At 47.3% G+C, this 21,950-nt stretch carries 19 protein-coding genes and 4 tRNA genes; 5 read left to right on the top strand and 18 right to left on the bottom strand.

Features of this window, described 5'->3' with window-relative positions:
- Positions 1-232: 232 nt before the first annotated feature.
- Positions 233-910 carry a hypothetical protein gene (locus tag MHN31_RS22415; RefSeq protein ID WP_239445361.1) on the top strand — a complete coding sequence of 226 codons (678 nt, stop codon included), beginning with the start codon at positions 233-235 and terminating at the stop codon, positions 908-910.
- Positions 911-968: 58 nt separating this feature from the next.
- Here MHN31_RS22415 and nth read toward each other — a convergent pair whose 3' ends face one another.
- From nth to MHN31_RS22355, 12 genes are all read right to left on the bottom strand, one after another.
- Positions 969-1,601, bottom strand: a complete 633-nt coding sequence (gene nth / locus MHN31_RS22410; RefSeq protein WP_239445360.1) for an endonuclease III — start codon at positions 1,599-1,601, stop codon at positions 969-971.
- An 81-nt stretch (positions 1,602-1,682) separates the two neighbouring features.
- Positions 1,683-2,381, bottom strand: a complete 699-nt coding sequence (locus MHN31_RS22405) for an electron transport complex subunit E (RefSeq protein WP_125564462.1) — start codon at positions 2,379-2,381, stop codon at positions 1,683-1,685.
- A complete protein-coding gene (gene rsxG, locus MHN31_RS22400; RefSeq protein ID WP_125564464.1) occupies positions 2,374-3,015 on the bottom strand; it encodes an electron transport complex subunit RsxG in 642 nt (213 codons plus the stop codon). Before rsxG ends, MHN31_RS22405 begins: the two co-directional genes overlap by 8 nt.
- Complete coding sequence (gene rsxD, locus MHN31_RS22395; protein ID WP_138539617.1) at positions 3,012-4,070, bottom strand: electron transport complex subunit RsxD; 1,059 nt, start codon at positions 4,068-4,070, stop codon at positions 3,012-3,014. The genes rsxG and rsxD overlap by 4 nt, the downstream gene beginning before the upstream one ends.
- Entirely contained in the window at positions 4,067-6,871 is a 2,805-nt protein-coding gene (gene rsxC, locus MHN31_RS22390; protein ID WP_239445359.1) for an electron transport complex subunit RsxC, read from the bottom strand. Before rsxC ends, rsxD begins: the two co-directional genes overlap by 4 nt.
- Positions 6,872-6,880: 9 nt before the next feature.
- Positions 6,881-7,438 (bottom strand): electron transport complex subunit RsxB, encoded by a 558-nt coding sequence (rsxB, locus tag MHN31_RS22385; protein WP_010386489.1) that lies wholly within the window; start codon positions 7,436-7,438, stop codon positions 6,881-6,883.
- A gap of 1 nt (position 7,439) precedes the next feature.
- Positions 7,440-8,021, bottom strand: coding sequence for an electron transport complex subunit RsxA (gene rsxA / locus MHN31_RS22380; RefSeq protein WP_049865909.1), 582 nt, complete (start codon positions 8,019-8,021; stop codon positions 7,440-7,442).
- A gap of 172 nt (positions 8,022-8,193) precedes the next feature.
- A complete protein-coding gene (locus tag MHN31_RS22375) occupies positions 8,194-10,137 on the bottom strand; it encodes an EAL domain-containing protein (protein ID WP_125564468.1) in 1,944 nt (647 codons plus the stop codon).
- 202 nt (positions 10,138-10,339) lie between these two features.
- Positions 10,340-10,416: transfer RNA gene (locus MHN31_RS22370), tRNA-Asn, on the bottom strand.
- Between the two features lie 22 nt (positions 10,417-10,438).
- A tRNA-Asn gene (locus MHN31_RS22365) sits at positions 10,439-10,515 on the bottom strand.
- A gap of 35 nt (positions 10,516-10,550) precedes the next feature.
- Positions 10,551-10,627: transfer RNA gene (locus tag MHN31_RS22360), tRNA-Asn, on the bottom strand.
- A gap of 19 nt (positions 10,628-10,646) precedes the next feature.
- Positions 10,647-10,723: transfer RNA gene (locus MHN31_RS22355), tRNA-Asn, on the bottom strand.
- Between the two features lie 1,137 nt (positions 10,724-11,860).
- Between MHN31_RS22355 and MHN31_RS22350 the strand changes: the two genes are divergently transcribed.
- The gene (locus MHN31_RS22350; RefSeq protein WP_125564469.1) at positions 11,861-13,240 is read left to right on the top strand and encodes an MATE family efflux transporter; all 1,380 of its coding nucleotides are present in this window, start codon (positions 11,861-11,863) and stop codon (positions 13,238-13,240) included.
- Positions 13,237-15,249, top strand: coding sequence for an excinuclease ABC subunit UvrB (gene uvrB, locus MHN31_RS22345; protein ID WP_194868833.1), 2,013 nt, complete (start codon positions 13,237-13,239; stop codon positions 15,247-15,249). The genes MHN31_RS22350 and uvrB overlap by 4 nt, the downstream gene beginning before the upstream one ends.
- Positions 15,250-15,291: 42 nt before the next feature.
- Here the strand turns inward: uvrB and MHN31_RS22340 are convergent, their stop codons facing one another.
- Together MHN31_RS22340 and MHN31_RS22335 are read right to left on the bottom strand one after the other, a co-directional pair.
- Positions 15,292-15,888 (bottom strand): porin family protein, encoded by a 597-nt coding sequence (locus MHN31_RS22340; protein ID WP_125564473.1) that lies wholly within the window; start codon positions 15,886-15,888, stop codon positions 15,292-15,294.
- A 121-nt stretch (positions 15,889-16,009) separates the two neighbouring features.
- Positions 16,010-16,840: a LysR substrate-binding domain-containing protein gene (locus MHN31_RS22335; protein ID WP_239445358.1), complete on the bottom strand. Its 831-nt coding sequence runs from the start codon at positions 16,838-16,840 to the stop codon at positions 16,010-16,012.
- 110 nt (positions 16,841-16,950) lie between these two features.
- Between MHN31_RS22335 and MHN31_RS22330 the strand changes: the two genes are divergently transcribed.
- Positions 16,951-17,604 carry a glutathione S-transferase family protein gene (locus MHN31_RS22330; protein ID WP_194868831.1) on the top strand — a complete coding sequence of 218 codons (654 nt, stop codon included), beginning with the start codon at positions 16,951-16,953 and terminating at the stop codon, positions 17,602-17,604.
- Positions 17,605-17,705: 101 nt separating this feature from the next.
- Entirely contained in the window at positions 17,706-18,182 is a 477-nt protein-coding gene (locus tag MHN31_RS22325; RefSeq protein ID WP_239445357.1) for a hypothetical protein, read from the top strand.
- An 11-nt stretch (positions 18,183-18,193) separates the two neighbouring features.
- On the opposite strand, the gene MHN31_RS22320 is transcribed toward MHN31_RS22325, so the two are convergent.
- The 4 genes from MHN31_RS22320 to MHN31_RS22305 form a co-directional block, all read right to left on the bottom strand.
- Positions 18,194-19,390: an iron-containing alcohol dehydrogenase gene (locus MHN31_RS22320; RefSeq protein ID WP_239445356.1), complete on the bottom strand. Its 1,197-nt coding sequence runs from the start codon at positions 19,388-19,390 to the stop codon at positions 18,194-18,196.
- Positions 19,391-19,535: 145 nt separating this feature from the next.
- Complete coding sequence (locus MHN31_RS22315) at positions 19,536-19,895, bottom strand: hypothetical protein (protein ID WP_138539188.1); 360 nt, start codon at positions 19,893-19,895, stop codon at positions 19,536-19,538.
- A 158-nt stretch (positions 19,896-20,053) separates the two neighbouring features.
- Positions 20,054-20,818, bottom strand: a complete 765-nt coding sequence (locus MHN31_RS22310; protein ID WP_125564484.1) for an ElyC/SanA/YdcF family protein — start codon at positions 20,816-20,818, stop codon at positions 20,054-20,056.
- A gap of 82 nt (positions 20,819-20,900) precedes the next feature.
- Positions 20,901-21,788: a LysR family transcriptional regulator gene (locus MHN31_RS22305; protein WP_040645583.1), complete on the bottom strand. Its 888-nt coding sequence runs from the start codon at positions 21,786-21,788 to the stop codon at positions 20,901-20,903.
- Between the last annotated feature and the right edge of the window lie 162 nt (positions 21,789-21,950).

The following is a 21,950-nucleotide window of genomic DNA, read 5'->3' as shown; positions in this document are numbered from 1 at the left end:
CTTGTTCTAAAGGTAACGCAGGCATGCTGCTCAACCAAATTGGTCAGCCACGACATAAATGTAATGGTTTGTAACACTTCATTTGGATTTATCGTTCAATTGATGTACTAAATTAACACGCGTCTTGTTAGTGTAAATTTCAGTCAGGGAAGGCTTGGATAACTCCTGACTTTGGCGAGCAACGGTGTACAAAAGCAATGCTCACAGATATCAGATATAACAAGGAGGCGACATGCTGACGTTGCATATTATTGCTGGGTCATTTTTATTGTTGTTTGGCATAGGCGCATTGAGTTTTGCCAAAGGAACGGCCAGACACAGATGGTCCGGAAATCTATTTTTCTTTTCTATGTTAATTATGGCGGGCAGTGCCGCACTGTTTAATGGCGGCCTGACGATGGCGTTACTGACCTTGTACTATGGCTCAACAGCCTGGGCGGTTGTGTTGAGAAAAGAGCGTTCAGTGGGCGCTTTTGAGTTCATTGCAATGCTGGTGATCATCTACATCAGCTTTGACTTGTTTTACTTCGTTTATACTGCCACCGAGCTTTCGGCAACATTCAAAATCATATTTACCCTTCATGCGGTGATTGCCGCGATGGCTGCGTGTCTAGATGCCAAAATGATATTGAGTGGTGGACTCAGCGGCAAGCATCGCATGGTCAGGCATACGTGGAGAGCGTGTTTTGCGTTATTAGGTGCGGTGATGTCTTTCTCAGCCAATACATCAGACAGTTGGCCGGATTTCATAGACAGTAATGCGCTGATATATCTGATGATAGGTGTACTTTTCTACTGGGTGATCCGGGTCTTGTTCACCAACTGGTACAATCAAATCACAGATGTGCTGGGCAGCAGTGTGTTGCTTAAAAGACTAATGATGATCAGGCGACCAGCAAACAGCGAATAATGTGGGTGGCAGTGATGCGTGGTGGGCTTTGAGTTGCGCCCACTGTGCACCAAGGTGTTTACTCTGTTTTCTCTTTAAACTCGCACAAATCTTCGATGATACAGCTGCCACATTTAGGCTTGCGTGCGGTACACACGTAGCGACCGAGTAAAATCAGCCAGTGGTGAACGTCCACTTTAAACTCTTTGGGCACCACCTTTTCTAGTTTTTCTTCAACTGCGACCACATCTTTACCCATGGCAAATTTAGTGCGGTTTGATACACGGAAAATGTGTGTATCAACAGCAATGGTGGGCCAGCCGAAAGCACAATTAAGCACCACGTTAGCGGTTTTACGACCGACGCCAGGCAGGGCTTCAAGAGCCTCTCGGTTCTCCGGGACTTCACCGCCATGCTGTTCCATCAGAATATGACACATCTTGTAGACGTTATTTGCTTTAGAGTTAAATAAGCCGATGGTTTTGATGTAGTCCCTCAGGCCGTCGACACCCAGGTCGATAATCGCCTGTGGTGTGTTAGCCACGGGAAACAGCTTACGAGTGGCTTTGTTGACACTCACATCAGTGGCCTGAGCTGACAAAGTGACGGCGACCAGCAGCTCGAATGGCGAGGTGTATTCCAGTTCAGTCTCCGGGTTAGGGTTGTCATCCCGCAGACGGGTGAGAATTTCGAGTCGTTTTGCTTTATTCATAGTACTGACTTACTTGCTGTATGGTTGTGCTGTTGATTTTATCGGTGTTGAGCGGGAAAGTGACGGCTTTCCCGCAACGAATTAATCTAAGCTGGTGACCCTGGCTCGTGGCGCCTTTTCAGGGTTGCCGACAGGTTCAGCCTGGGCTTCTTTGCGGGCATCGACATAATTCTTAGCTGCAATGATTAAACCGAGTCCTAAAAATGCGCCGGGCGGTAAAATGGCCACCAGAAATTGACTGTCGAACTCGATGACTTCGATCCGCAGTGCCGTAGCCCAGTCGCCCAGTAACAGGTTTGCACCATCAAACAGGGTGCCCTGGCCAATTAACTCGCGCATGGCGCCAAGTAACACTAGCACAGCACCAAAGCCCAATCCCATCATAATGCCATCCCATGCCGAAAGTAGGGGGGTATTTTTAGAGGCATATGCTTCGGCACGGCCAATGATGGCACAGTTGGTGACGATAAGCGGAATAAAAATCCCCAATGACTGATACAGACCGAACGTGTATGCGTTCATGAGTAGTTGTACGATAGTCACGAAGGCGGCAATGATCATCACAAAGACCGGGATCCGGATGTCTTTGGGGACCCAGTTTCGCACAATTGAGACTGTGACATTGGAGCCAACCAGTACCAGTAAAGTGGCTAGCCCCAAGCCCAAAGCATTGGTGATGGTGCTGGTGACGGCCAGCAACGGACACAGGCCCAGCAGCTGCACGAGTGCGGGGTTGTTTTTCCACATCCCCTCGTGGGCGAGTTGTTTAAATTCACTCATCGATGGCCTCCTGACAGTGGTTTGGCGCTGCAAAGAGTGTGTCAAAATTGCTGCGGGCATACCAGGCTGCGGCATTAACACTCTGAACGACGGCGCGTGGTGTGATAGTCGCACCGGTGAATTGATCAAACTGCCCGCCATCTTTTTGGACATTAAAAGCCGGGTCTTTTTCTTGAGTTACGGCCGTTCCACTGAAACGGGTTATCCAGTCAGACTTTGCCAGTTCGACTTTATCGCCAAGACCGGGGGTTTCTTCATGGCGCGTGACGCGTACGCCGGCTATCTCACCATTGTTGTAGACTGCGCTCAGAATGTCGATATTGCCGCTGTAGCCACGCGGTGTAATATGTTGTACCAGCAGGGCGACAGGGGTATCTTGCAGACGCGCTCGGTAGATGACATGTGGTCCGTTAGGACCCAGCTCCGGCGCACTGCTTACCGTGCAGTCTAGGTAGAGCTCGTTATCGTATTGCGCCTGTGGAATGACCTGAGTGAGGACGCGCATCAGGTGACGTTGTTCCTGTTTGGCAATTTCTGGCGCCGTAAAGGTTTGTACCAGTGCGACGCTACCTGTGGTCGCTAGTGCAAAGGCGGTCAGAATAAGGCCATTTTTCTTCATTGATGACAGGATCATGAGCTTGCTCCATGCCCGTAAGTACGAGGCTGCGTATAGTAATCAATCAAAGGCACCGCCATGTTCATGATCAAAACGGCAAAGGCAACGGCGTCCGGATAGCCACCAAAATGACGAATAAGATAAACCAGTAGCCCAATCAGTGCGCCATAGATCAGACGGCCGCGGTTGGTGGTACTGGCTGACACCGGATCGGTGGCAATAAAAAAGGCGCCCAGCATAGTTGCGCCGCTCAGCAGGTGGAACAGGGTACCTGCTTGCGTTGCCGGAGACAGTGCAAACCCCAGGCCGCTGCATATTGCCAGGGTCACAATAAACGCCACCGGGATATGCCAGTTAATGATTTTGGCTTTTAGCAGGTACAAACCGCCTAACAAGTAAGCCAGGTTAACCCACTGCCAGCCTTGTCCTGCATATTCCCCGAACGCGGCACTATCAGTGGCTTCTGAGACAGTCAAATTTTGCGATACGGCCGTTTTGACATGATCAAGCGGGGTTGCTGAGGTCGTACCATCAATGACCTGGCGTGCTTCCGCAAGCGGCACTCCTGCAAGAGTTTGTTCAGTAAAAATGAGTGCCAATTGGTCAAGTACAGACAGCGGTGTTGCTTGTATGTCTATGATTGGTGTCCAGCTGGTCATCTGTACCGGAAATGAGATTAGCAGTAAAACGTATGCAGCCATCGCGGGGTTGAACAGGTTAAAGCCCAGACCCCCATAGAGCTGCTTGACTATGGCAATGGCAAATACACAGCCAATTACAGTGACCCACCAGGGGGCCAAAGGTGGAATACTCACCGCGAGCAGCACTGCGGTCAGCCAGGCACTGCCATCACTGAGTGTTGGCCAAACAGGGCGACCACGTAGTTTCACCATAGCGGCTTCGGTCGCGCTGACAGTCAGCAACGCCAGTAGTAGCTGGAGTAGGGTACCAGGACCGAAAAAGTAACTTTGCACTAAAATGCCTGGGACACACGCAGCGAGCACTGTCAGCATCAGACGGCTAAGTGTTTTATGGCTGTGATTGTGGGGCGATGAAGCCATGGTTAATTTCATGACAGATCATTTCCTTCTTGGTCTTTGGCGGCGGCCTGCTTTTTCGCTTTTGCGCGTGCCACGGCGGCTTTAATTGCCGCTTGACGTTTTTCTTCCGCGCTCAGGGGCGCTTCATTTTCGGGCGCTGAATCGGCCGGTTCTGCGTCTGCTTGTTGCTCGGCCTCTTTTGCGGCTTTTTTTGCCTTAGCACGGGCAATGGCAGCGGCAACGGCGGCCTTACGAGGATCTTCCGGTGCAGCGTCAATCTCAGCAGGCTCTGAGTCTGCTTGTTGCTGGGCCTCTTTTGCGGCTTTCTTAGCCTTGGCACGGGCAATGGCAGCGGCAACGGCGGCCTTGCGAGGGTCTTCCGGTTCAGCGTCAATCTCAGCAGGCTCTGCGTCTGCTTGCTGCTCGGCTTCTTTGGCGGCTTTGCGAGGGTCTTCCGGTTCAGCGTCAATCTCAGCAGGCTCAGAGTCTGCTTGTTGCTCGGCCTCTTTTGCGGCTTTCTTAGCCTTGGCACGGGCAATGGCAGCAGCAACGGCGGCCTTGCGAGGATCTTCCGGTTCAGCGTCAATCTCAGCAGGCTCAGAGTCTGCTTGTTGCTCGGCCTCTTTGGCGGCTTTCTTAGCCTTGGCACGGGCAATGGCAGCGGCAACGGCGGCCTTGCGAGGATCTTCCGGTTCAGCGTCAGTCTCTGCAGGCTCTGCGTCTGTTTGTTGCTCGGCCTCTTTGGCGGCTTTCTTAGCCTTGGCGCGGGCAATGGCCGCGGCAACAGCGGCCTTGCGAGGATCTTCCGGTGCAGCGTCAGTCTCTGCAGGCTCTGCGTCTGTTTGTTGCTCGGCCTCTTTGGCGGCTTTCTTAGCCTTAGCACGGGCAATGGCAGCTGCAACAGCGGCTTTGCGCGGATCGCTGTCTGCCTCGTCGCTTTGTTGTTGCGCTGGTTGATCATCCTGTTGCGCCGCTTTTTTGGCTTTAGCACGAGCTATTGCGGCAGCGACAGCTGCTTTACGCGGGTCGTCGGTTGCTGTTTTCGGTTCAGCTGTATCACTTTGTTGGGCCGCTTTTTTGGCCTTGGCGCGTGCTATTGCGGCAGCAACGGCATCTTTGCGTGATCCTTCTCCACCCGCATGCATTTCAGGTGAAGCCTGGGCGTCTTTTTCTGCTTTATACTGACGCGCTTTTTCTTTTCGCTTAGCGCGCTCCAGCGCGACCTCTGAATTATCTGGTTCCAATGTGCCATCGGCGGCTTTTTTGGCCTTAGCTCGTTCGATGGCGGCCTGCACTGCCGACTGACTGTCTTTTTTCTGTTTAACGCGTTCCATTGCTGCACTGACTTTGTCTTGTTGCTCGGTATTTCGAGGGGTGCTGCGTGCTGGCCGTTTGTGACGATTTTGGCGTTCTTCCTGATCGCGTTCCAGTCGCTCTTTACGTGCTTCAAAGCGTTCTTTAGCCCGTTCAGCTTTTACTTTTTCGAGCTTCTGTTCACGGATCTCGGCTTTGGCAACCCGATAATATTGTACCAGTGGAATTTCACTTGGACAGACATAGGCACAGGCGCCACATTCAATGCAGTCAAACAGGTTGTGCTCTTCGAGTTTGTCGTACTCTTTACCTTTGGCAAACCACTGCAGCTGCTGCGGCAGCAGCGTTTGTGGACAGGCGTCAGCACAAGCACTACAGCGAATACAAGCTTGCTCGGGGCCTGCAACGGCAAGCTCCTGATTATCCGGGGCCAGAATACAGTTGGTGGTTTTTACCACTGGGATCCGTACCGTTGGTAAAGTAAAGCCCATCATAGGCCCACCCATGATGACGCGTTGCTCAGTTACGGGGTCAAAGCCTTGACAAGTAAGTAAGTGCTTAATCTCAGTGCCCAGCAAGGCCCAGACATTTTGCGGAGTCTGGATGGTGTTGCCAGTCACGGTCACAACACGCTCAATCAGAGGTTTTCCTTTAGACACGGCTTCGCTGACAGCAAACAAAGTGCCGACATTCTGCACCAGAACACCGACATCAGCAGGGATCCCGCCACTGGGGACCTCCTTCGAGGTAAGTACTTGTATTAACTGCTTTTCACCACCTGAAGGATATTTAACAGGCAGACTACGGATGAGAATCTTACTGTTGTGTGCTGCGGCAGCTGTCATTGCCTCGATGGCTTCGGGTTTATTAGTTTCGATACCGACCAAAACATATTCTGGATTAAGCAGATGCTGCATAATCTCGATACCCTGCACAATTTGCTCGGCATGTTCGCGCATCAACAGATCATCGGCGGTGATATACGGCTCACATTCCACGCCATTGACCACTAAAAACTCGATGGGTTTATGCTTGGCGCTGTCGGCTTTTACATAGGTTGGGAAACCTGCACCACCCATTCCGGCAATACCGGCATGGTGAATAATGTCGATTAAGGTCTGATTGTCTAACTGCGTATAGTCTGCCACCGGGTTAAGCTCACACCAGCAGTCCTCGCCATCTGGAGTGAGGACAATACTTAGCTCTGGTAGCGCAGAAGGGTGCGCTGAAGGCATTGGTTTAATATCACTGATCACACCGGACGTCGGGGCATGCACCGGTAATGACCAGTTTGCACCCGGGCGGGTTAATGCCTGGCCTTTAAGTACGGTATCTCCTTTATTGACCAGTAACTGGCCATTGGCACCTATGTGTTGTTTCAGAGGTAGCACCAGATAGTCGGGCAGGGGAATACGACCAATACTCGCCTGATTTGACACAGATTTTTGCTCCGGCGGATGAATGCCACCGGGAAATTGCCACAATTTACCGTGTTCAATTTGTTCAAGTAAAGTTTCCACTTAAACCTCTTAGTCGATTTGCTTTACAGGAATAGCATCAATTTGCCATTTCCAGGTTTGTACGGTTTGTGCCACCGGGATCATATCAATACAATCGACAGGGCAGGGGTCAACACACAGGTCGCAGCCAGTACACTCATCGGCAATGACGGTGTGCATCTGGCGGGTTGCGCCAACAATGGCATCAACTGGGCAGGCCTGGATACACTTAGTGCAGCCAATGCATTCATCTTCGCGAATATAGGCGACCTTTTTAATGGGTTCGGCTTCCTCACCACCTGCAAGCGGTTTAGCTTCAACGCCCATTAAATCAGCGAGCTTTTTAACCGTTGCTTCACCGCCTGGCGGGCACTTATTGACATCATCGCCATTCGCAATAGCTTCTGCATAAGGGCGACAACCTGGATAGCCACATTGACCACATTGTGTTTGTGGCAAGATGGCATCCACCTGATCAACAATGGGGTTGCTTTCAACTCGATATTTTACGGCTGCGTAGCCGAGGATAAGGCCAAATACCAGCGCCAGAGCACCGATGGCGATAAGTGCGTAAAAAAACAGTGTCATCTCAGAACTTCACCAATCCAGAAAAACCCATAAAGGCCAGTGACATCAGTCCGGCTGTGATCATCGCGATGGATGCGCCCTTAAACGGCGTAGGCACATCTGCTACAGCGAGACGTTCTCGCAATGCGGCAAATAAAACCAGCACCAATGAAAAGCCTACAGCAGCACCAAAGCCATACACCGCCGAACCGATAAAAGTGTGGTCATTTTTGATGTTAAGTAGTGCGACCCCTAACACCGCACAGTTGGTGGTGATCAGAGGTAAAAATATACCGAGTAGCCGATATAAGGTTGGGCTGGTCTTGCGTACGACCATCTCTGTGAATTGCACAACCACAGCAATCACCAAAATAAAGCTCATCGTGCGCAGAAAAGTGAGATCCAGGGGAAGCAAAATGTACTGATTAACTAAATAACTGGTGACGGATGCCAATGTCAGTACAAAGGTGGTCGCAAGTGACATGCCGATGGCTGTTTCAAGTTTGCCCGACACACCCATAAATGGGCACAAACCGAGGAATTGCACCAATACAAAGTTATTTACCAACACTGTGCCAATAAGCAACAGAATATACTCTGTCATGCTTGCCCCTTAGTGTGAATGAATTTACAGAGAACCAGAATAGACTGAGAATTCTAACAATTTCGGGCCGGAGATCACAGTATTTAGCCAGGTGTTAAGGGGGAAAGTTTGTTAAAAATGGCTATTAAAGTTGACAATAGGGCAATAGGCTTGCCCTATTGTCATCAGAGTATTAAATTTCTTTTGGCTTTTCGATGTAGTAACCCTGAACGCCATCCAGGCATAAGGTCTCAACGATGTGCTTTTCTTCCTGACTTTCGACCCCTTCTGCAAACACACTGACACCAATTCGGTGGGCAAGGTCGACCATCAGACGCATGAAGTATTGGTTGTTTTTATCTTCTTCAAGGCCACGCGTGTAGCTTGCATCCATCTTGATAAAGTCTGGTTTCAGATCGCGGAAGAACTTAAAGGAGGTGAGCCCAACACCGAAACGCTCAACTGTAATACGGGCGCCAACCCGGTGTACCATATCAATAAAGCGTTTACTGGCTTTTATGTTTTGTTGCAAACCGAATTCACTGACTTCAAAGATGAGTTTCGACGCCAGATTAGCCTCTTTTAGCAGACGGCGTTCAAGCCAGATAACAAACTGATCACTGTGGGCGCTGGACGCTGTGACATTAATACCAAAGAACTTTTCATTGAAATTACGGGATTTAATCATCTCGATTGAGGTATCAATGATAAGCTGATCAATCTCTACTGCCATTTCCAATTTTTCGGCCATTGCCAGAAAAGAAGCCGTTGGCAGCATTTGTCCGTCTTCGGTTTTAAATCGGGCCTGAATTTCAGCATAGGCTTTAACATTTTTTCCGATCGGCATGATGTTTTGCATCATCAGCATAACCCGACGGCTTTCAATGACTTCACGGATAACACGTCGCCAGTTCTGGTTACCAAATCCGGCGCCGACATTATTAACCAGGTCTGTTTCTCGCTGCAGGTGCCAGGCATTGGCTTGCTTGCTCTGTGCCATACTCATGGCGTTATCCACAACAGATAGTAACTCGCCTAATGGCTTACCTGATTCGTAAGGCACAATACCTGTGTTGGCAACCGAACTTAGCTCTTGGTTTTGCTGATATTGAGTGAATCTGGCTTGCAGGGTTTCACCAAATCGTTCTGCTTCTTTTGACGGAATATTCGGTAAGATAACGGCAAAGTCGGAGCTGTTGAGACGGAACACCTGACTGCCCGTATAGGTACCACTAACGTGCTTAACGATGTCAGCAATCCCTTTGATATATAGATCGCCTTTTTGATACCCCCGGGTCTGGTTAATCATTTGCAATTCGCTACAACGAACCATGGCAAGTGAACCAAAGCTTTTATCAGTGGCAGACTCAATCTGGTGTTCGTAATATTCAACAAACATATTACGGTTGCCAAGACCGGTCACCACATCTTTATAAGCTTCTTGCTTTATTGACTGAGCAGCCGACTTAATGTCTTCCTGTTTGCTTTTAAGAAAGTGGGCAAGTCGGTTGAATGAGGGGGCCAGCTCAGCGCCCAGATCAGCCACTTTATTGGTATTGAAATCCTGATCTATGCTTTCAGACACTTGGTTTTGTGTGATGTAGATGTCCACTGCATCGGCAACCGTCATGCTAACATTGCGATTTAGCTTGCGATAAATGGTCTTCATATAAAAAATAGGGAAAAAGGCCATCAGTGCTGAGATGATGATCATAAAAATCAATGCTTGCTGTAGCAGTTCAGCTTGACTCTCTACATTGATCAGAAACTCTATTTTTATGTCTTTACTCTTATTGACTGCAAATTGCGGCCGGATGGAGTTCATCGCATCTGCGATGATACCCGCCAGTACAGGCATTTCACCTTGAGTATTGATGTTCAAAACGGTTTGCCCGGCAAAGTCGCGGACAATAAAAGAAGAAAATACGTTGCCACTACCCAAAGATAAGCGTATGTGCTCAGGCGTGACATCCGCCATGGTTTTTTCCTGGATGTAATTACTCACCATGCTCTGTGCATTTTGCTGGGCTCTGCTGACGGCATTATCAAAGCTGCTTGCGATCAAGAAGCTACCAAGCGCAGAAAAAACAATCCAGGAAATGAGCTGGAGAAATATGAGTTTTTTAAAACCTGCCATTGTTATTCATCTACCTGAAATTGGGATTAAATTCCATTCGTCGACTGACTTGCATCAGCAGCTTTTTGAGGAGTGAAATAGCCGCCTAGAATGCCTGTAGGGTAGAGCATTCATTGGAAAAAGTCTAATATATTCGAACAATTGCCAAAAGATATACAAGGAAATAAAAGGTGAAAAAAGAAAATGTAGGAGTGAAGTAGGTTGGCTCCCCCTCCCCGACTCGAACGGGGGACCTGCGGATTAACAGTCCGTCGCTCTAACCAACTGAGCTAAGGGGGAACAAATATGAATTTACTCTAAATGGCTCCCCCTCCCCGACTCGAACGGGGGACCTGCGGATTAACAGTCCGTCGCTCTAACCAACTGAGCTAAGGGGGAACTTCTTAGAGTAGAAACGATAAGCCTATAAAAATTGGCTCCCCCTCCCCGACTCGAACGGGGGACCTGCGGATTAACAGTCCGTCGCTCTAACCAACTGAGCTAAGGGGGAATCGTTTCCATTGAAAGATTGGCTCCCCCTCCCCGACTCGAACGGGGGACCTGCGGATTAACAGTCCGTCGCTCTAACCAACTGAGCTAAGGGGGAAGCATGTCTCTCAACGGGGCGAAATATTAATGACCGCTAGGCAAGGTGTCAACAATAAAAATCATTGAATTGTAAAAAAGCAGTCCGTTCGTTGAATTAATGCGCGATTTGCCCCTTTTTTAGCTGCCTGATAGGCCTCTTGATGCTCTTAAGAGCGACCAGGAATCCTGAGCGGGGAATTCGGCTCGATCACAAAATGTCTAATTTTTGGTGTTTATGTCTTATTTTTGTTCGAAGAGAGTTTTTTTTACACTTTAGTTGGGATCAATAATTGTGACACTGTGAGATCCGGAAAAGATCTTAGAAATGATCGAATAACAATCCAGTATAATTGGAATTTATTGCACAAAAATTACTCAATATATACAGAATTATTGCATATAAATGTTGTGAAAAATACAAACCCCTTAATAGTCAATGGTTTAAGTGTTTTTTGCTCGTGTCGCCTCAAATTTGCAATATTCTAATATTGGTCTAAAGGAGTGCGATCTTGCTTTGAATTGTTACTTGATCCCAGCCCGTTAGTGGCAGGATCATCGTATATGTTGCGATCCTTTGTCTGGATCGTAGGCTAGGCCTTTATTTTTAAAGGCTGTGATAAGTTATCCACGGAATCTGTGGATAACATTGTTTATTAAACTTTAAAAAGTCTTACAAAGCCAGTTATTCCGGGGTATAGCGACGATGCAAGGGTTTTGGTGAAAAATATTTTGTTATTATTATTCAGTGGCTTATATAAATTGCGTCAATCTGGAATGAGAAATGCAAAATATGACGGATTTATTTCGTATCAGCACCAACAATGTGCAAAAAGTGACCCGAATCAAGTCCTGGTGCGATAAAAAACCGACTTTTTCCTAAATAAGTTTGAGTTGATGTGAAATACCCCAATAAAACAATTTTATTGCCCTATCCGGGCGTGGTCAGCATCGAGGCATAACTTACTTTCTTTGTTATGGGTCCGTGTATGGCCAATTTAGTACAAGCACATTGAGATAGAAGCAAAATGCAACAAGGTATGACATCTATATAGGCAGGTTGTACGTATCGTATCTACATATAAATGGCTGTTTAATTGAGTGCATCACAGAGGGTGATCCATTAGAATACCCGCTTCTACATGAGGTAAAGCAAACTATGTCCGAAGTTCGTCAATCAAGTCCAGGTAGTGATATTCTCAATGGGTCAATCGCCCTAACGCTAAGACGTATGACCGTCCCCATGATTTTTGGCATGATCACTCTGATGAGTTTTAACTTAATTGATACCTTTTTCATTAGTTTGCTAGGTACTGAGCCGCTTGCAGCAGTCAGCTTTACTTTCCCTGTTACCTTTACTGTCATCAGTCTTGCAATCGGACTTGGTATTGGTACGTCGGCGGTCATTGCTAAAGCTCTGGGTGCTAATAATATGGATGAAGCTAAGTTTGATGGGTTTGTCGCTTTATTAGTCTCCGCGGTGATGGTTGCTGTTTTGTCGGCCATTGGTTATGTGTTAATTGAGCCTATATTCACATTACTGGGCGCAAGTCCGCAAACCATGCCTTATATCTATGACTATATTTCGATTTGGTTTGCAGGGGCTGTATTCTTGATTATGCCGATGATAGGCAACTCTATTCTCAGGGCCAGTGGTGATACAAAGACGCCAAGCCTGATTATGGGATTGGGTGGACTTATTAATGCGATCCTGGACCCTTTGCTTATTTTTGGCTACGGCCCATTTCCTGAGCTAGGAGTGAAAGGTGCAGCGATAGCCAGTGTGATAGCCTGGAGCGTTGGCGTTGTATTTATTTTATACTTACTGACTGTTAAGAAGCGCTTACTACAATTCTCCAGCCCACAGCAGAGCATCTTCCAGGCGACTAGTAAAATACTCAAGATTGGCTTGCCAGCCGCCGGAGCAAATATGCTCACGCCAATCGCCATGGCAGTCATGACCGCAATTATCGCCACTTATGGTGCTGAAGCTGTGGCGGCTTTTGGTGTGGGCAGCCGTATAGAGTCTATTGCCAGTCTCGTAGTATTGGCGCTGTCTATGACCTTACCTCCGTTCGTCAGTCAGAATTTTGGTGCTCAGAAATATCAGCGTGTTGAAGATGCTTATCAGACTACTTTGAAATTTGTGATGGCATGGCAATTTGCTATCTACATCTTGCTTATTGCATCTTCACACTGGATTAGTCAGGCATTTGGTGATGAGCCTCAGGTAATCGACATTATTAAACTATTTATCTATACCTTGCCACTGAGTTATGGTTTGCAAGGGGTGATCATTCTCACTAACTCGTCATTTAACGCATTACATAAGCCAATGCGGGCATTAGTATTGAGCATAGTCCGTCTGTTTGTCTTTTATGTGCCTTGTGCCTACCTGGGGTCACATTTTGCGGGTATTCAGGGGCTGTTTATCGGTGCTGCAGTTGGTAACCTTTTCACGGCAATACTGGCGTATAAATGGTTTACAAGCACCCTTAATGCGATGCGAGTGAGTCAACCTCTGGAGAAAACAGTATGAGTGATGTATTTGACCTGGTTTCCGAGTTTTCACCCAATGGTGATCAGCCTACAGCCATTGCACAGTTGTGTGATGGCTTAGAAGCAGGTCTGGCACATCAGACCTTGCTGGGTGCAACTGGTACAGGTAAAACCTTTACCATGGCCAATATTATTCATAACTTGAACCGGCCAACCATTATTATGGCGCACAACAAAACCCTCGCGGCGCAGTTGTATGGTGAGATGAAAGAGTTTTTCCCCAACAATGCGGTGGAGTATTTTGTCTCTTATTATGATTATTATCAGCCTGAAGCCTATGTTGTAGCCAGTGATACGTTTATAGAAAAAGACGCTTCAATTAATGAACATATCGAGCAGATGCGTTTGTCTGCAACAAAAGCCTTGTTGGAGCGTCGGGATACGATCATTGTTGCTTCGGTTTCTGCGATTTATGGTTTGGGCGACCCTGACTCTTACATGAAAATGATGCTGTTGCTTAAAGTGGGTGAAACTATGGAGCAACGAGCTATGTTGCGACGTTTGGCGGAGCTTCAATATACCCGTAACGACATGGATTTTAGCCGTGGTACGTATCGGGTCAGGGGAGAAGTCATTGACATCTTCCCAGCAGAATCAGATACCTATGCGATCCGGGTGGAAATGTTCGATGAAGAAATTGAACGGATCAGCATGTTTGACCCGCTCACCGGAGCGGTTGAAAAGCACTTAGTGCGTGCCACGATTTACCCAAAAACTCACTACGTCACGCCGCGCGAGAAAATCTTAGATGCGATTGAGAAAATCAAACTGGAACTTAAAGAGCGTCGCAATAAATTGCTGACCGATAACCGGCTGGTAGAGGAGCAGCGGGTTGCTCAGCGCACGCAATATGATATTGAGATGATGACCGAGCTTGGTTATTGCTCAGGCATTGAGAATTATAGTCGTTATTTATCTGGGCGAGCACCCGGCGAGCCGCCGCCAACCTTACTGGATTATTTACCAGACGACGCACTAATGATCATTGATGAGTCTCATGTCACGGTGTCACAGATAGGTGCCATGTATAAGGGAGATCGCAGCCGTAAAGAAAACCTGGTTGAATATGGTTTCAGATTGCCTTCTGCCATGGATAACCGGCCTCTCAAATTCGAAGAGTTTGAGGCAATCGCACCGCAAACGATTTATGTTTCGGCGACGCCGGGTGATTATGAAATCGAGCGCTCGAGCGGGGAAGTGGCAGAGCAGGTGATCCGTCCGACAGGATTACTCGATCCTATATTGGAAGTGCGCCCTGTTGCGACTCAGGTTGACGATCTGCTCTCGGAAATCTATCGGCGGGTTGAATTGCAGGAACGAGTCCTGGTTACAACCTTGACCAAGCGTATGGCGGAAGATTTGACTGACTACCTCAATGATCATGATGTCCGGGTACGTTATTTACACTCGGACATAGATACCGTGGAGCGTATGGAGATTATTCGTGATTTACGTAAAGGTGTCTTTGATGTGTTGGTCGGTATTAACTTGCTGAGAGAGGGCCTGGATATGCCCGAAGTATCTTTGGTGGCGATCCTGGATGCAGATAAAGAGGGCTTTTTACGCTCGACCCGCTCTCTGATCCAGACGATTGGTCGGGCTGCGCGACATATTAACGGTAAAGCGATCTTGTATGGTGACGTGGTAACCAAATCTATGCGACAGGCAATTGATGAAACGGAACGACGTCGTGCTATTCAACATGCTTATAATGAAAAGCATGGCCTGAAGCCACAAGCTTTGGTTAAAAAGATCACTGATGTAATGGACTTAGGTGAAGAAGTGTCGCCGGAACAAGCTGCGAAGATTTCCAAAGCGGCGAAACAGCCGGCGGTTGTCAAACAGGGTCAGAGTGTGACAGAGCTCACAGAGCAGATTAAGCAACTGGAGGCTCAGATGATGCAGTATGCGCGTGAGTTGGAGTTCGAGAAAGCCGCGAGTATACGTGATGAAGTCCAGCTATTGCAGCAGCAATTATTGCAGAGCTAATACTAAACGCGCAGCCTATAGCTGCGCGTTTTGCTGCTTCATTTAGAAGCGATAACTGATGCCTACACCCAGACTTGAGGTATCTAGGTCGCCCATATCCATATATTGAATAGCAGCATTAACTGACAAACCATTGTCCCAGTCGTATTGCCAGCCTGCCTCAGCTAAAAAGCTGACCCCATCTTCCTCAACCATGTTTTTACCTTTGTAGCCAATTTCGTAATCGTAATAATGTGCACCGACCTTACCATACAAGTAGTTATTCTCGGTGAGCTGATACTGGCCTTTTACCGCAAGTACAAAGTTGTCATAATCTAATTCGTTTGCGCCGATTTCAAATAGCGCCTTGTCATTGCGTGTACACGTAAATTTATCGTCGTTGTCATCTGTACACTTCCACTCATCGGCTTCCATACCTGTGTTGATACCCGCTTCCAGCGCCCAGGTAGAATCATATTGATAGTTATAATATGCATAAACATGCGTAACGCCATCCCCATCCTGATCAGAGCTTTTATATGAAGCGCTGCCGCCGAATAGTTGTGCACCTACGCGGTGTTTTTCATCATGTTGTGCAGCCTGTGTTGCGAAAGAGGCTGAAACTGCAAAAACGAGTGTGAGGAGAGATAAAGATTTCATTGCTGTCATTCCGTTTGATTAACTTGCTGACAAGTTTAAGCTGAGTCCTTGTGAGAGTCTGTTTGTGGCCTGTCATAAAATGTAAGCGCATGTAGAGTGAATGTGAGCAAAGATTAATAGACTAATCAAAACGTTGGATTGCATCACAGAGAGTGCGTAAATCATCTTCTTTCACCGGGTTAGCCGTTGTATTGCTTCTGATCAGCACCACTTCAATAGCCGGCAATGCAGGAAGACCTGAATGTGTAATGATATTAAGATCCTGTGCGCTACTTCTTGCCAATGCGCCCACTGCCAGTCCCGCCTTAACCAGTGCGCGTAAAGCGGATGCACTGCCACAGTTTGCAATGATCTTGAATGGTCGCTCTTGTTTCATCAACCCCTCAGTGGCTGCCTGATGAAAGCGGCAGTCTCGTTGAAATATGGCCAACGGTAAAGGTGCTTTCGAATGAGGTTTTCCAACCCAGACGCCCTGATCATGGTATAGAAGTAACCCTTCTTCAGAATCCGGACTGCGAGTAATGATGCCCAAGTCTAATTCGCTCTGGTCCAGTGCATCCTTTATTCGGTTGCTTGACATACAGTGAATGTCCAGTTCCAGGTTTGGCCAGTGTTGATGTAATTGGTTGACAAGTCTAGGTAAAATAGTCTCAGCATAATCGTCAGGACATCCGAGTCTAAGCTGAGTGATTCGCTCGCTGCTGCGCATGTAAGTCAGGGTATCGTCGTGTAAGCGTACTAACCGTCTGGCATAACGCATCAAAGTATGGCCATCCTGAGTCAAGTGTAGCTTGCGACCTGACTTTTCAAATAAGGGTTTACCTACGTCCTGCTGGAGTTTTTTCATTTGCATACTGATTGCTGATTGAGTTCGGTGCAGTTGGCTGGCTGCCCGGGTAAAGCTGCCGTTTTCGACACAGGCGATAAAGCTACGTAGAGATTCTATGTCCATACTCATAAGAGATATTGATGTTTGATATCAGAATTATCCGCTGGTTTAAGATCAATTTGCAACCTAAAGTAGAGCAACTAACAAACACATGCAATGACTTGAGGGCGACAATGAAACTCTATATCGGAAATAAAAACTACTCCACCTGGTCACTAAGAGCTTGGTTAATGATTGAAAGATATGAATTAAATTTCGAGGAGGTGGTACTTAAATTGGAGACTGAGGGGTTCTACAAGGCGCTGTCCGGACTTAGCCCGACACAAAAAGTCCCATTATTGGTTGATGGTGAACTGGTTGTGTGGGAGTCACTGGCAATTTGTGAATATATCAATGAAGCTTATTTATCAGGGGAGGCCTGGCCTGCTTGCCCTAAGTTGCGTGCCAGAGCACGGGCGCTGAGTTCAGAAATGCACAGTGGCTTTTTAGCACTCAGAGCAGAGATGCCAATGAATATCAGGGCACAGAGGCATGTACAGTTATCGGCGGCGGCGCAAAAAGACATCGCGCGGATTGGCCAAATTTGGCAAGCGCAGCTGAGTGAATTTGAAGGACACGGTGGTTGGCTATTTGGCCGCTGGAGCATTGTTGATGCCATGTTTGCACCTGTAGTGATGCGCTTCATCACCTATGGCATTGACCTCGGGCCACTAGCCAAAGCTTATATGGACAAAGTGGCGACATGTCCTGCGATGCAAAAGTGGTGTGCCGAAGCGCTGCTTGAACAGGATGTTGTCCCTGGTGATGAAGCAGGTTTGCCACGTTAATAACTCAACCAGCATCCCATGTGCCGGAGTGTGCTGCACATTACATCCTTAATTTCGTAATATACTCACCGTTGTATATTAGTAAATAATGGAGGTGCCGCATGCTTATTCTGGTCGACACTCATAACCTGCCTGTTTACCTGAACTTAGCCCAGGCTTATGAGGCTGAGTTTTCAGCAATCACAAATAAAAACCCCGGCGCGGATGGCTTGTTTGCGCTAGATACTGTGCTGGAGGGGAATGTCACAGGCTATTTGTGGTATGACAATGAAACGCCGGTAGGTTTGGCGGCAATCGCGCAGCATCAGAAAGATGAATTTGAGGTGTGTGAGTTTTATATTGTGCCGCGATACCGTAAAGCAGGGCAAGGTGCCCAATTTGCTCATACTCTTTGGGCCAATCAGCCGGGTTTATGGACTATTAAACAAATCGCTGGTGCTGAGTACGCAACGCAATTTTGGCACCGCGCAATTGCGTCTGCCGGGATAGAGGGCGTGCAAGAGGACACTTATCAGGATCCATATTGGGGCAAAGTGGCTCGCCAGCGGTTTCGCAATGATACTAGTGTGGTGAGCTAATTTGTCGCAGGTCAGGCCCGGATCTGTGCCAATATATGCTGGCAATCCGGAAGTGCCATAAAATGCGGTACCGGATAGTCAGGATGCGCTTCGTCGAGTGCCATTCTTGCCAATGATTGAATGTCGTCTTTGAGCACCTCATTAAGTTGAGTCTGAATATCCAATTGTGCAAGTAAGCGAGTGATATGAGTGATGAGATCCTCAGCCTGTTGCGCTTCGGGGTAGTCCAAAGAAGTCAGACTACAGTGGCGAGCAATCTTTGCCAGCTGAGGATGTATTCTGCTGCCATACCAGTGCAGCACAGGTAATAACAGCACCGCATTTGCAAGGCCATGCGGCGTGCCATATCTGGCTGTAAGTTGATGTGAAATGGCATGAATATAGCCAACCGAAGTTCGAGTAAATGCCTGTCCGGCCAGAAATGAAGCATACAACAGCTTTTCTCTTGCATTCAAATCCTGGCCGTGTTGATAGGCGGTTGGTAAATGGGTAAATATGAGTGAACATGCCTCAAGTGCTTTGTCATCGGTGCGCTTAGTGGCATTGATACTCAACAAAGCCTCAATGGCGTGTGTCAGTGCGTCTATCGCCGTGGTAGCTGTGATCCCTGCGGGTAAGCTTGTGGTGAGTTGACTGATCAAAACTGCCCGCTGAGGTACCAGGCAAAAGTCTGCTGCGGCGAGCTTTTTATTATGTTTATTATCGTTAAATACTGCTGCAACTGTGGTTTCTGAACCTGTGCCTGCCGTTGTGGGGATGGCGATGTTCGGGGGCAGTGTTTTAAGCACCTTAAATAACCCTGAAAAAGCATCGACTGAACGAGTTGGTCTGACAACACGGGCACCGATTAACTTTGCGGCATCCAGTACTGATCCGCCTCCTACACTAATGATGGCCTCACAGCGATGTTGCTTATAAGTCTGATATCCTTGTTCAATGTTCTCTATTGTGGGATTGGCTTGAACCTGATCGTATATAACCGGACACAAGTTGCGAGTGTTTAGGGCATTAAGCACAGGTTTAATGATCTCTAACTTGTGTAACACTGTGTCTGTGACAACCATGACCTGAGCCTTATCGGGTAAAGATAAGTCAGCAATAGCATTGTCCAGCCCTTGTGTACCCTGGTATAGCTGAGGTGCGGGAATACCAAAAAATCTGACAATCGATTTCAGTAAAAAATGATAGCAGCGGTAGAGAAGGTACATTGCTTACTTTGCTCAAGTGATGTTTTATTGCACAAAAGCATAGCCGAATGTGTCAGGAAATAGCAAAGTTTTAGTGACAGGTGACTGAATAGTCGAAACTTTAGAAGAGAATGAGCCAGCATGTGCTGGCCCACACAAAAGGTGATTACACAACGCCACGTGGCAGGCGGCAATCATGATCCTTTTCAGCCAGCTCAATGATCCAAGCTTCTTCTGCGGTATAGCCATCATCATTGGCTTTAACAACCGTAAACGGCGCTGCTTTTTTAACAGCAGGCGTAGTGGCCTTCGTTGTTGCTTTTTTCTTTGGCGCAGCTTGTTCTGTTGCGGCTGTTCCTGAAGTTAGCTCTTCGGTTAAAGCTGCTACATCTGCCAGACGCATATTTTTGCCACCGTCAATGCTGTACCAGCCAGGCTTAGTGGTGATCTCAGGCTTTTTGCCGTTGGCGGCTTCATATGCGGCTTCAAATGCACTTAAAACTTCAGTTTTATCTAGTTTACTCATCGTAAATCCCAGTCGTGTTATACGCGGATACGCAGGTTAAGATTAAACGATATTTATACCTATTTTTGAGGAATTTTTCAATTTTTTGCGCTTTTAAGCTCTGATTCATCGCTAATCAGTGTGTAATTAGGTGCAATGTGTCCGACTTTTGGACTAGTTTATAACGCCTGAGGGTCAATCATACGACGCAACGCAATCCACTGCAGCCCCAACACTTCGTGTGCATAGGTGGTGACGGCTTGCAGCACGGATGCACTGGCAATAAAACGTTTATAGTCAGGTGTATTTATGAAGCTATAAAATTGTACCGGTGCTGCAATGGTATCAACGCCCTGGGCGGCGAACAAATTCTGTGCACGTGTCATATGGCTGGCAGATGTGACCAACGCCACTTTACTGTCAACCAGTTTGCTTGCAAGTAACAAAGCTTCGTCCGCCGTGTCTCTGGCCTTTGGGTTTTGGATTATTTTGCTAGCAGGCGTACCTAATGCGATTGCTGTGTTAGCCATTAATCGACTGCTGGTAGCTTTGCTGTGACCTGCGCCTGATACAATCAGGTAGGCATTAGGATACTGATGACTGAGTCTCAGACCTTCTGTGAGGCGAGATAAGGCACAACCGGATAGCTGTAAATTGGCCGTTAGCCTGTCATTCGGGCTAAGGCTACACCCAAGCACAAGGATATAGTCGACATCCTGATGCTTATGAATCGAAAAAGGGCGCAATTTTGCTTCAATGGGGCTTATCAGTTTGGCTGCAACAAAAGGGGTGCTGATAGCCCAGAGACTTAGCACGGCCAGCCAACTAAACAAATAAGATTTGCGATTTGTTTTTGCAACAAACAGTAAAGCAAGCGCAATCAATAGTAGCGTTAGTGGTAAGGGCATCAATAGTGAGCCAATGACCTTTTTCGCTTCAAACATAAAAGTATCCGTTTATGTAGTTTGCGCTTAGTTTACTCCTATTGCCTGGCAATTGCGTAGTGTAAATCCACTCGATTGCGGATTAACGACTCACAGATTGCTTGCAGGTGTTCAGGAAGTGTCGGTACACCGGGTTATCCTTCATGTTCTTTTTCATTGCTAAGTACATAGGACGGTTTAGTCCAAGTGCGCCTAATGGAATTGACTTGATCAGACCCTGGCTTTCGTAGGGCGTAACCAGCCAATCTGGTAGGGCCGCAACACCCATACCGGCACTGACTAGCTGAAATATCAGTAACCCTTGGTCGACGGTTTTTAGCGTGCCGTCAAAGCGAGCGTTTTGAATAAAGTGTTTGAATATATCCTGGCGCTCTTTCGGAATAGGATAAGAAATAATGGTTTCGTCTTTGAGATCAAGTGCCGTGACATAGGCTTTTTTAGCCAGCTCGTGATCAGGGGCGACAATAAGCTTGAGCTTAAAGTCGAAAATATGTGCATATTCAACTTGATCTGGTTCGCGAATATCTGAAGTCAAAACCAGATCAAGTTCGTCGCTGAGTAGCTCCGGAATTGCGTCATAGCTAAAACCGCGCTCATAATCGACTTTTATGTCAGGCCAGAAATTATTAAATTCTTTAATCGTTGGCAGCAACCAGTGAAAACAAGCATGGCATTCAACACTGAGTCGTAGTTGTGAAATAGGTTGATTGAGGCTTTCCTTGAGGCGACATTTGGTCGCTTCTACTTTGGGGAGTACGTCATTTGCCAGTTCCAACAATAGCATCCCCTGAGGGGTAAATCGCACGGGTTGAGTCTTGCGTTCAAATAACTGACAATCCAGTTTGTTTTCCAGATCTTTGATCTGATGAGAAAGTGCTGACTGAGTAAGGAATAACTCACGCGCTGTATTGACCAGTGATCCGGTTTCTTTCAGGGTCGCTATGGTTTTTAAGTGCTTTATATCTATCATCATCAACAAATCTCATTCTAAACGTGAGTAAAACTCAGATTACACCCATATTACGCTGTGAACCCTAGCTATTCAACGTCTAGACGTCTATAAATCCAGCAGCGATTGACTAAATATTTACAAAATTACTATAGCATCATTTTTGACAGCGTTGTCATTCTT

The organism is Pseudoalteromonas sp. McH1-42, from assembly GCF_022347845.1.
Taxonomy (GTDB): Bacteria; Pseudomonadota; Gammaproteobacteria; order Enterobacterales; family Alteromonadaceae; genus Pseudoalteromonas; species Pseudoalteromonas rubra_D.
This window is presented reverse-complemented; position numbering and strand designations above follow the sequence as displayed.

Excerpts from the sequence above, each read along its gene's own strand:
- MHN31_RS22335 (WP_239445358.1), bottom strand. The coding sequence starts at position 16,840 with ATGGACATAGAATCTCTACGTAGCTTTATCGCCTGTGTCGAAAACGGC.
- rsxB (WP_010386489.1), bottom strand. The coding sequence starts at position 7,438 with ATGACACTGTTTTTTTACGCACTTATCGCCATCGGTGCTCTGGCGCTG.
- MHN31_RS22325 (WP_239445357.1), top strand. The coding sequence starts at position 17,706 with ATGCTTATTCTGGTCGACACTCATAACCTGCCTGTTTACCTGAACTTA.
- MHN31_RS22340 (WP_125564473.1), bottom strand. The coding sequence starts at position 15,888 with ATGAAATCTTTATCTCTCCTCACACTCGTTTTTGCAGTTTCAGCCTCT.
- MHN31_RS22415 (WP_239445361.1), top strand. The coding sequence starts at position 233 with ATGCTGACGTTGCATATTATTGCTGGGTCATTTTTATTGTTGTTTGGC.
- MHN31_RS22320 (WP_239445356.1), bottom strand. The coding sequence starts at position 19,390 with ATGTACCTTCTCTACCGCTGCTATCATTTTTTACTGAAATCGATTGTC.
- MHN31_RS22315 (WP_138539188.1), bottom strand. The coding sequence starts at position 19,895 with ATGAGTAAACTAGATAAAACTGAAGTTTTAAGTGCATTTGAAGCCGCA.
- rsxA (WP_049865909.1), bottom strand. The coding sequence starts at position 8,021 with ATGACAGAGTATATTCTGTTGCTTATTGGCACAGTGTTGGTAAATAAC.
- rsxG (WP_125564464.1), bottom strand. The coding sequence starts at position 3,015 with ATGATCCTGTCATCAATGAAGAAAAATGGCCTTATTCTGACCGCCTTT.
- MHN31_RS22310 (WP_125564484.1), bottom strand. The coding sequence starts at position 20,818 with ATGTTTGAAGCGAAAAAGGTCATTGGCTCACTATTGATGCCCTTACCA.
- nth (WP_239445360.1), bottom strand. The coding sequence starts at position 1,601 with ATGAATAAAGCAAAACGACTCGAAATTCTCACCCGTCTGCGGGATGAC.
- uvrB (WP_194868833.1), top strand. The coding sequence starts at position 13,237 with ATGAGTGATGTATTTGACCTGGTTTCCGAGTTTTCACCCAATGGTGAT.
- MHN31_RS22375 (WP_125564468.1), bottom strand. The coding sequence starts at position 10,137 with ATGGCAGGTTTTAAAAAACTCATATTTCTCCAGCTCATTTCCTGGATT.
- rsxD (WP_138539617.1), bottom strand. The coding sequence starts at position 4,070 with ATGAAATTAACCATGGCTTCATCGCCCCACAATCACAGCCATAAAACA.
- MHN31_RS22330 (WP_194868831.1), top strand. The coding sequence starts at position 16,951 with ATGAAACTCTATATCGGAAATAAAAACTACTCCACCTGGTCACTAAGA.
- MHN31_RS22350 (WP_125564469.1), top strand. The coding sequence starts at position 11,861 with ATGTCCGAAGTTCGTCAATCAAGTCCAGGTAGTGATATTCTCAATGGG.
- MHN31_RS22405 (WP_125564462.1), bottom strand. The coding sequence starts at position 2,381 with ATGAGTGAATTTAAACAACTCGCCCACGAGGGGATGTGGAAAAACAAC.
- MHN31_RS22305 (WP_040645583.1), bottom strand. The coding sequence starts at position 21,788 with ATGATAGATATAAAGCACTTAAAAACCATAGCGACCCTGAAAGAAACC.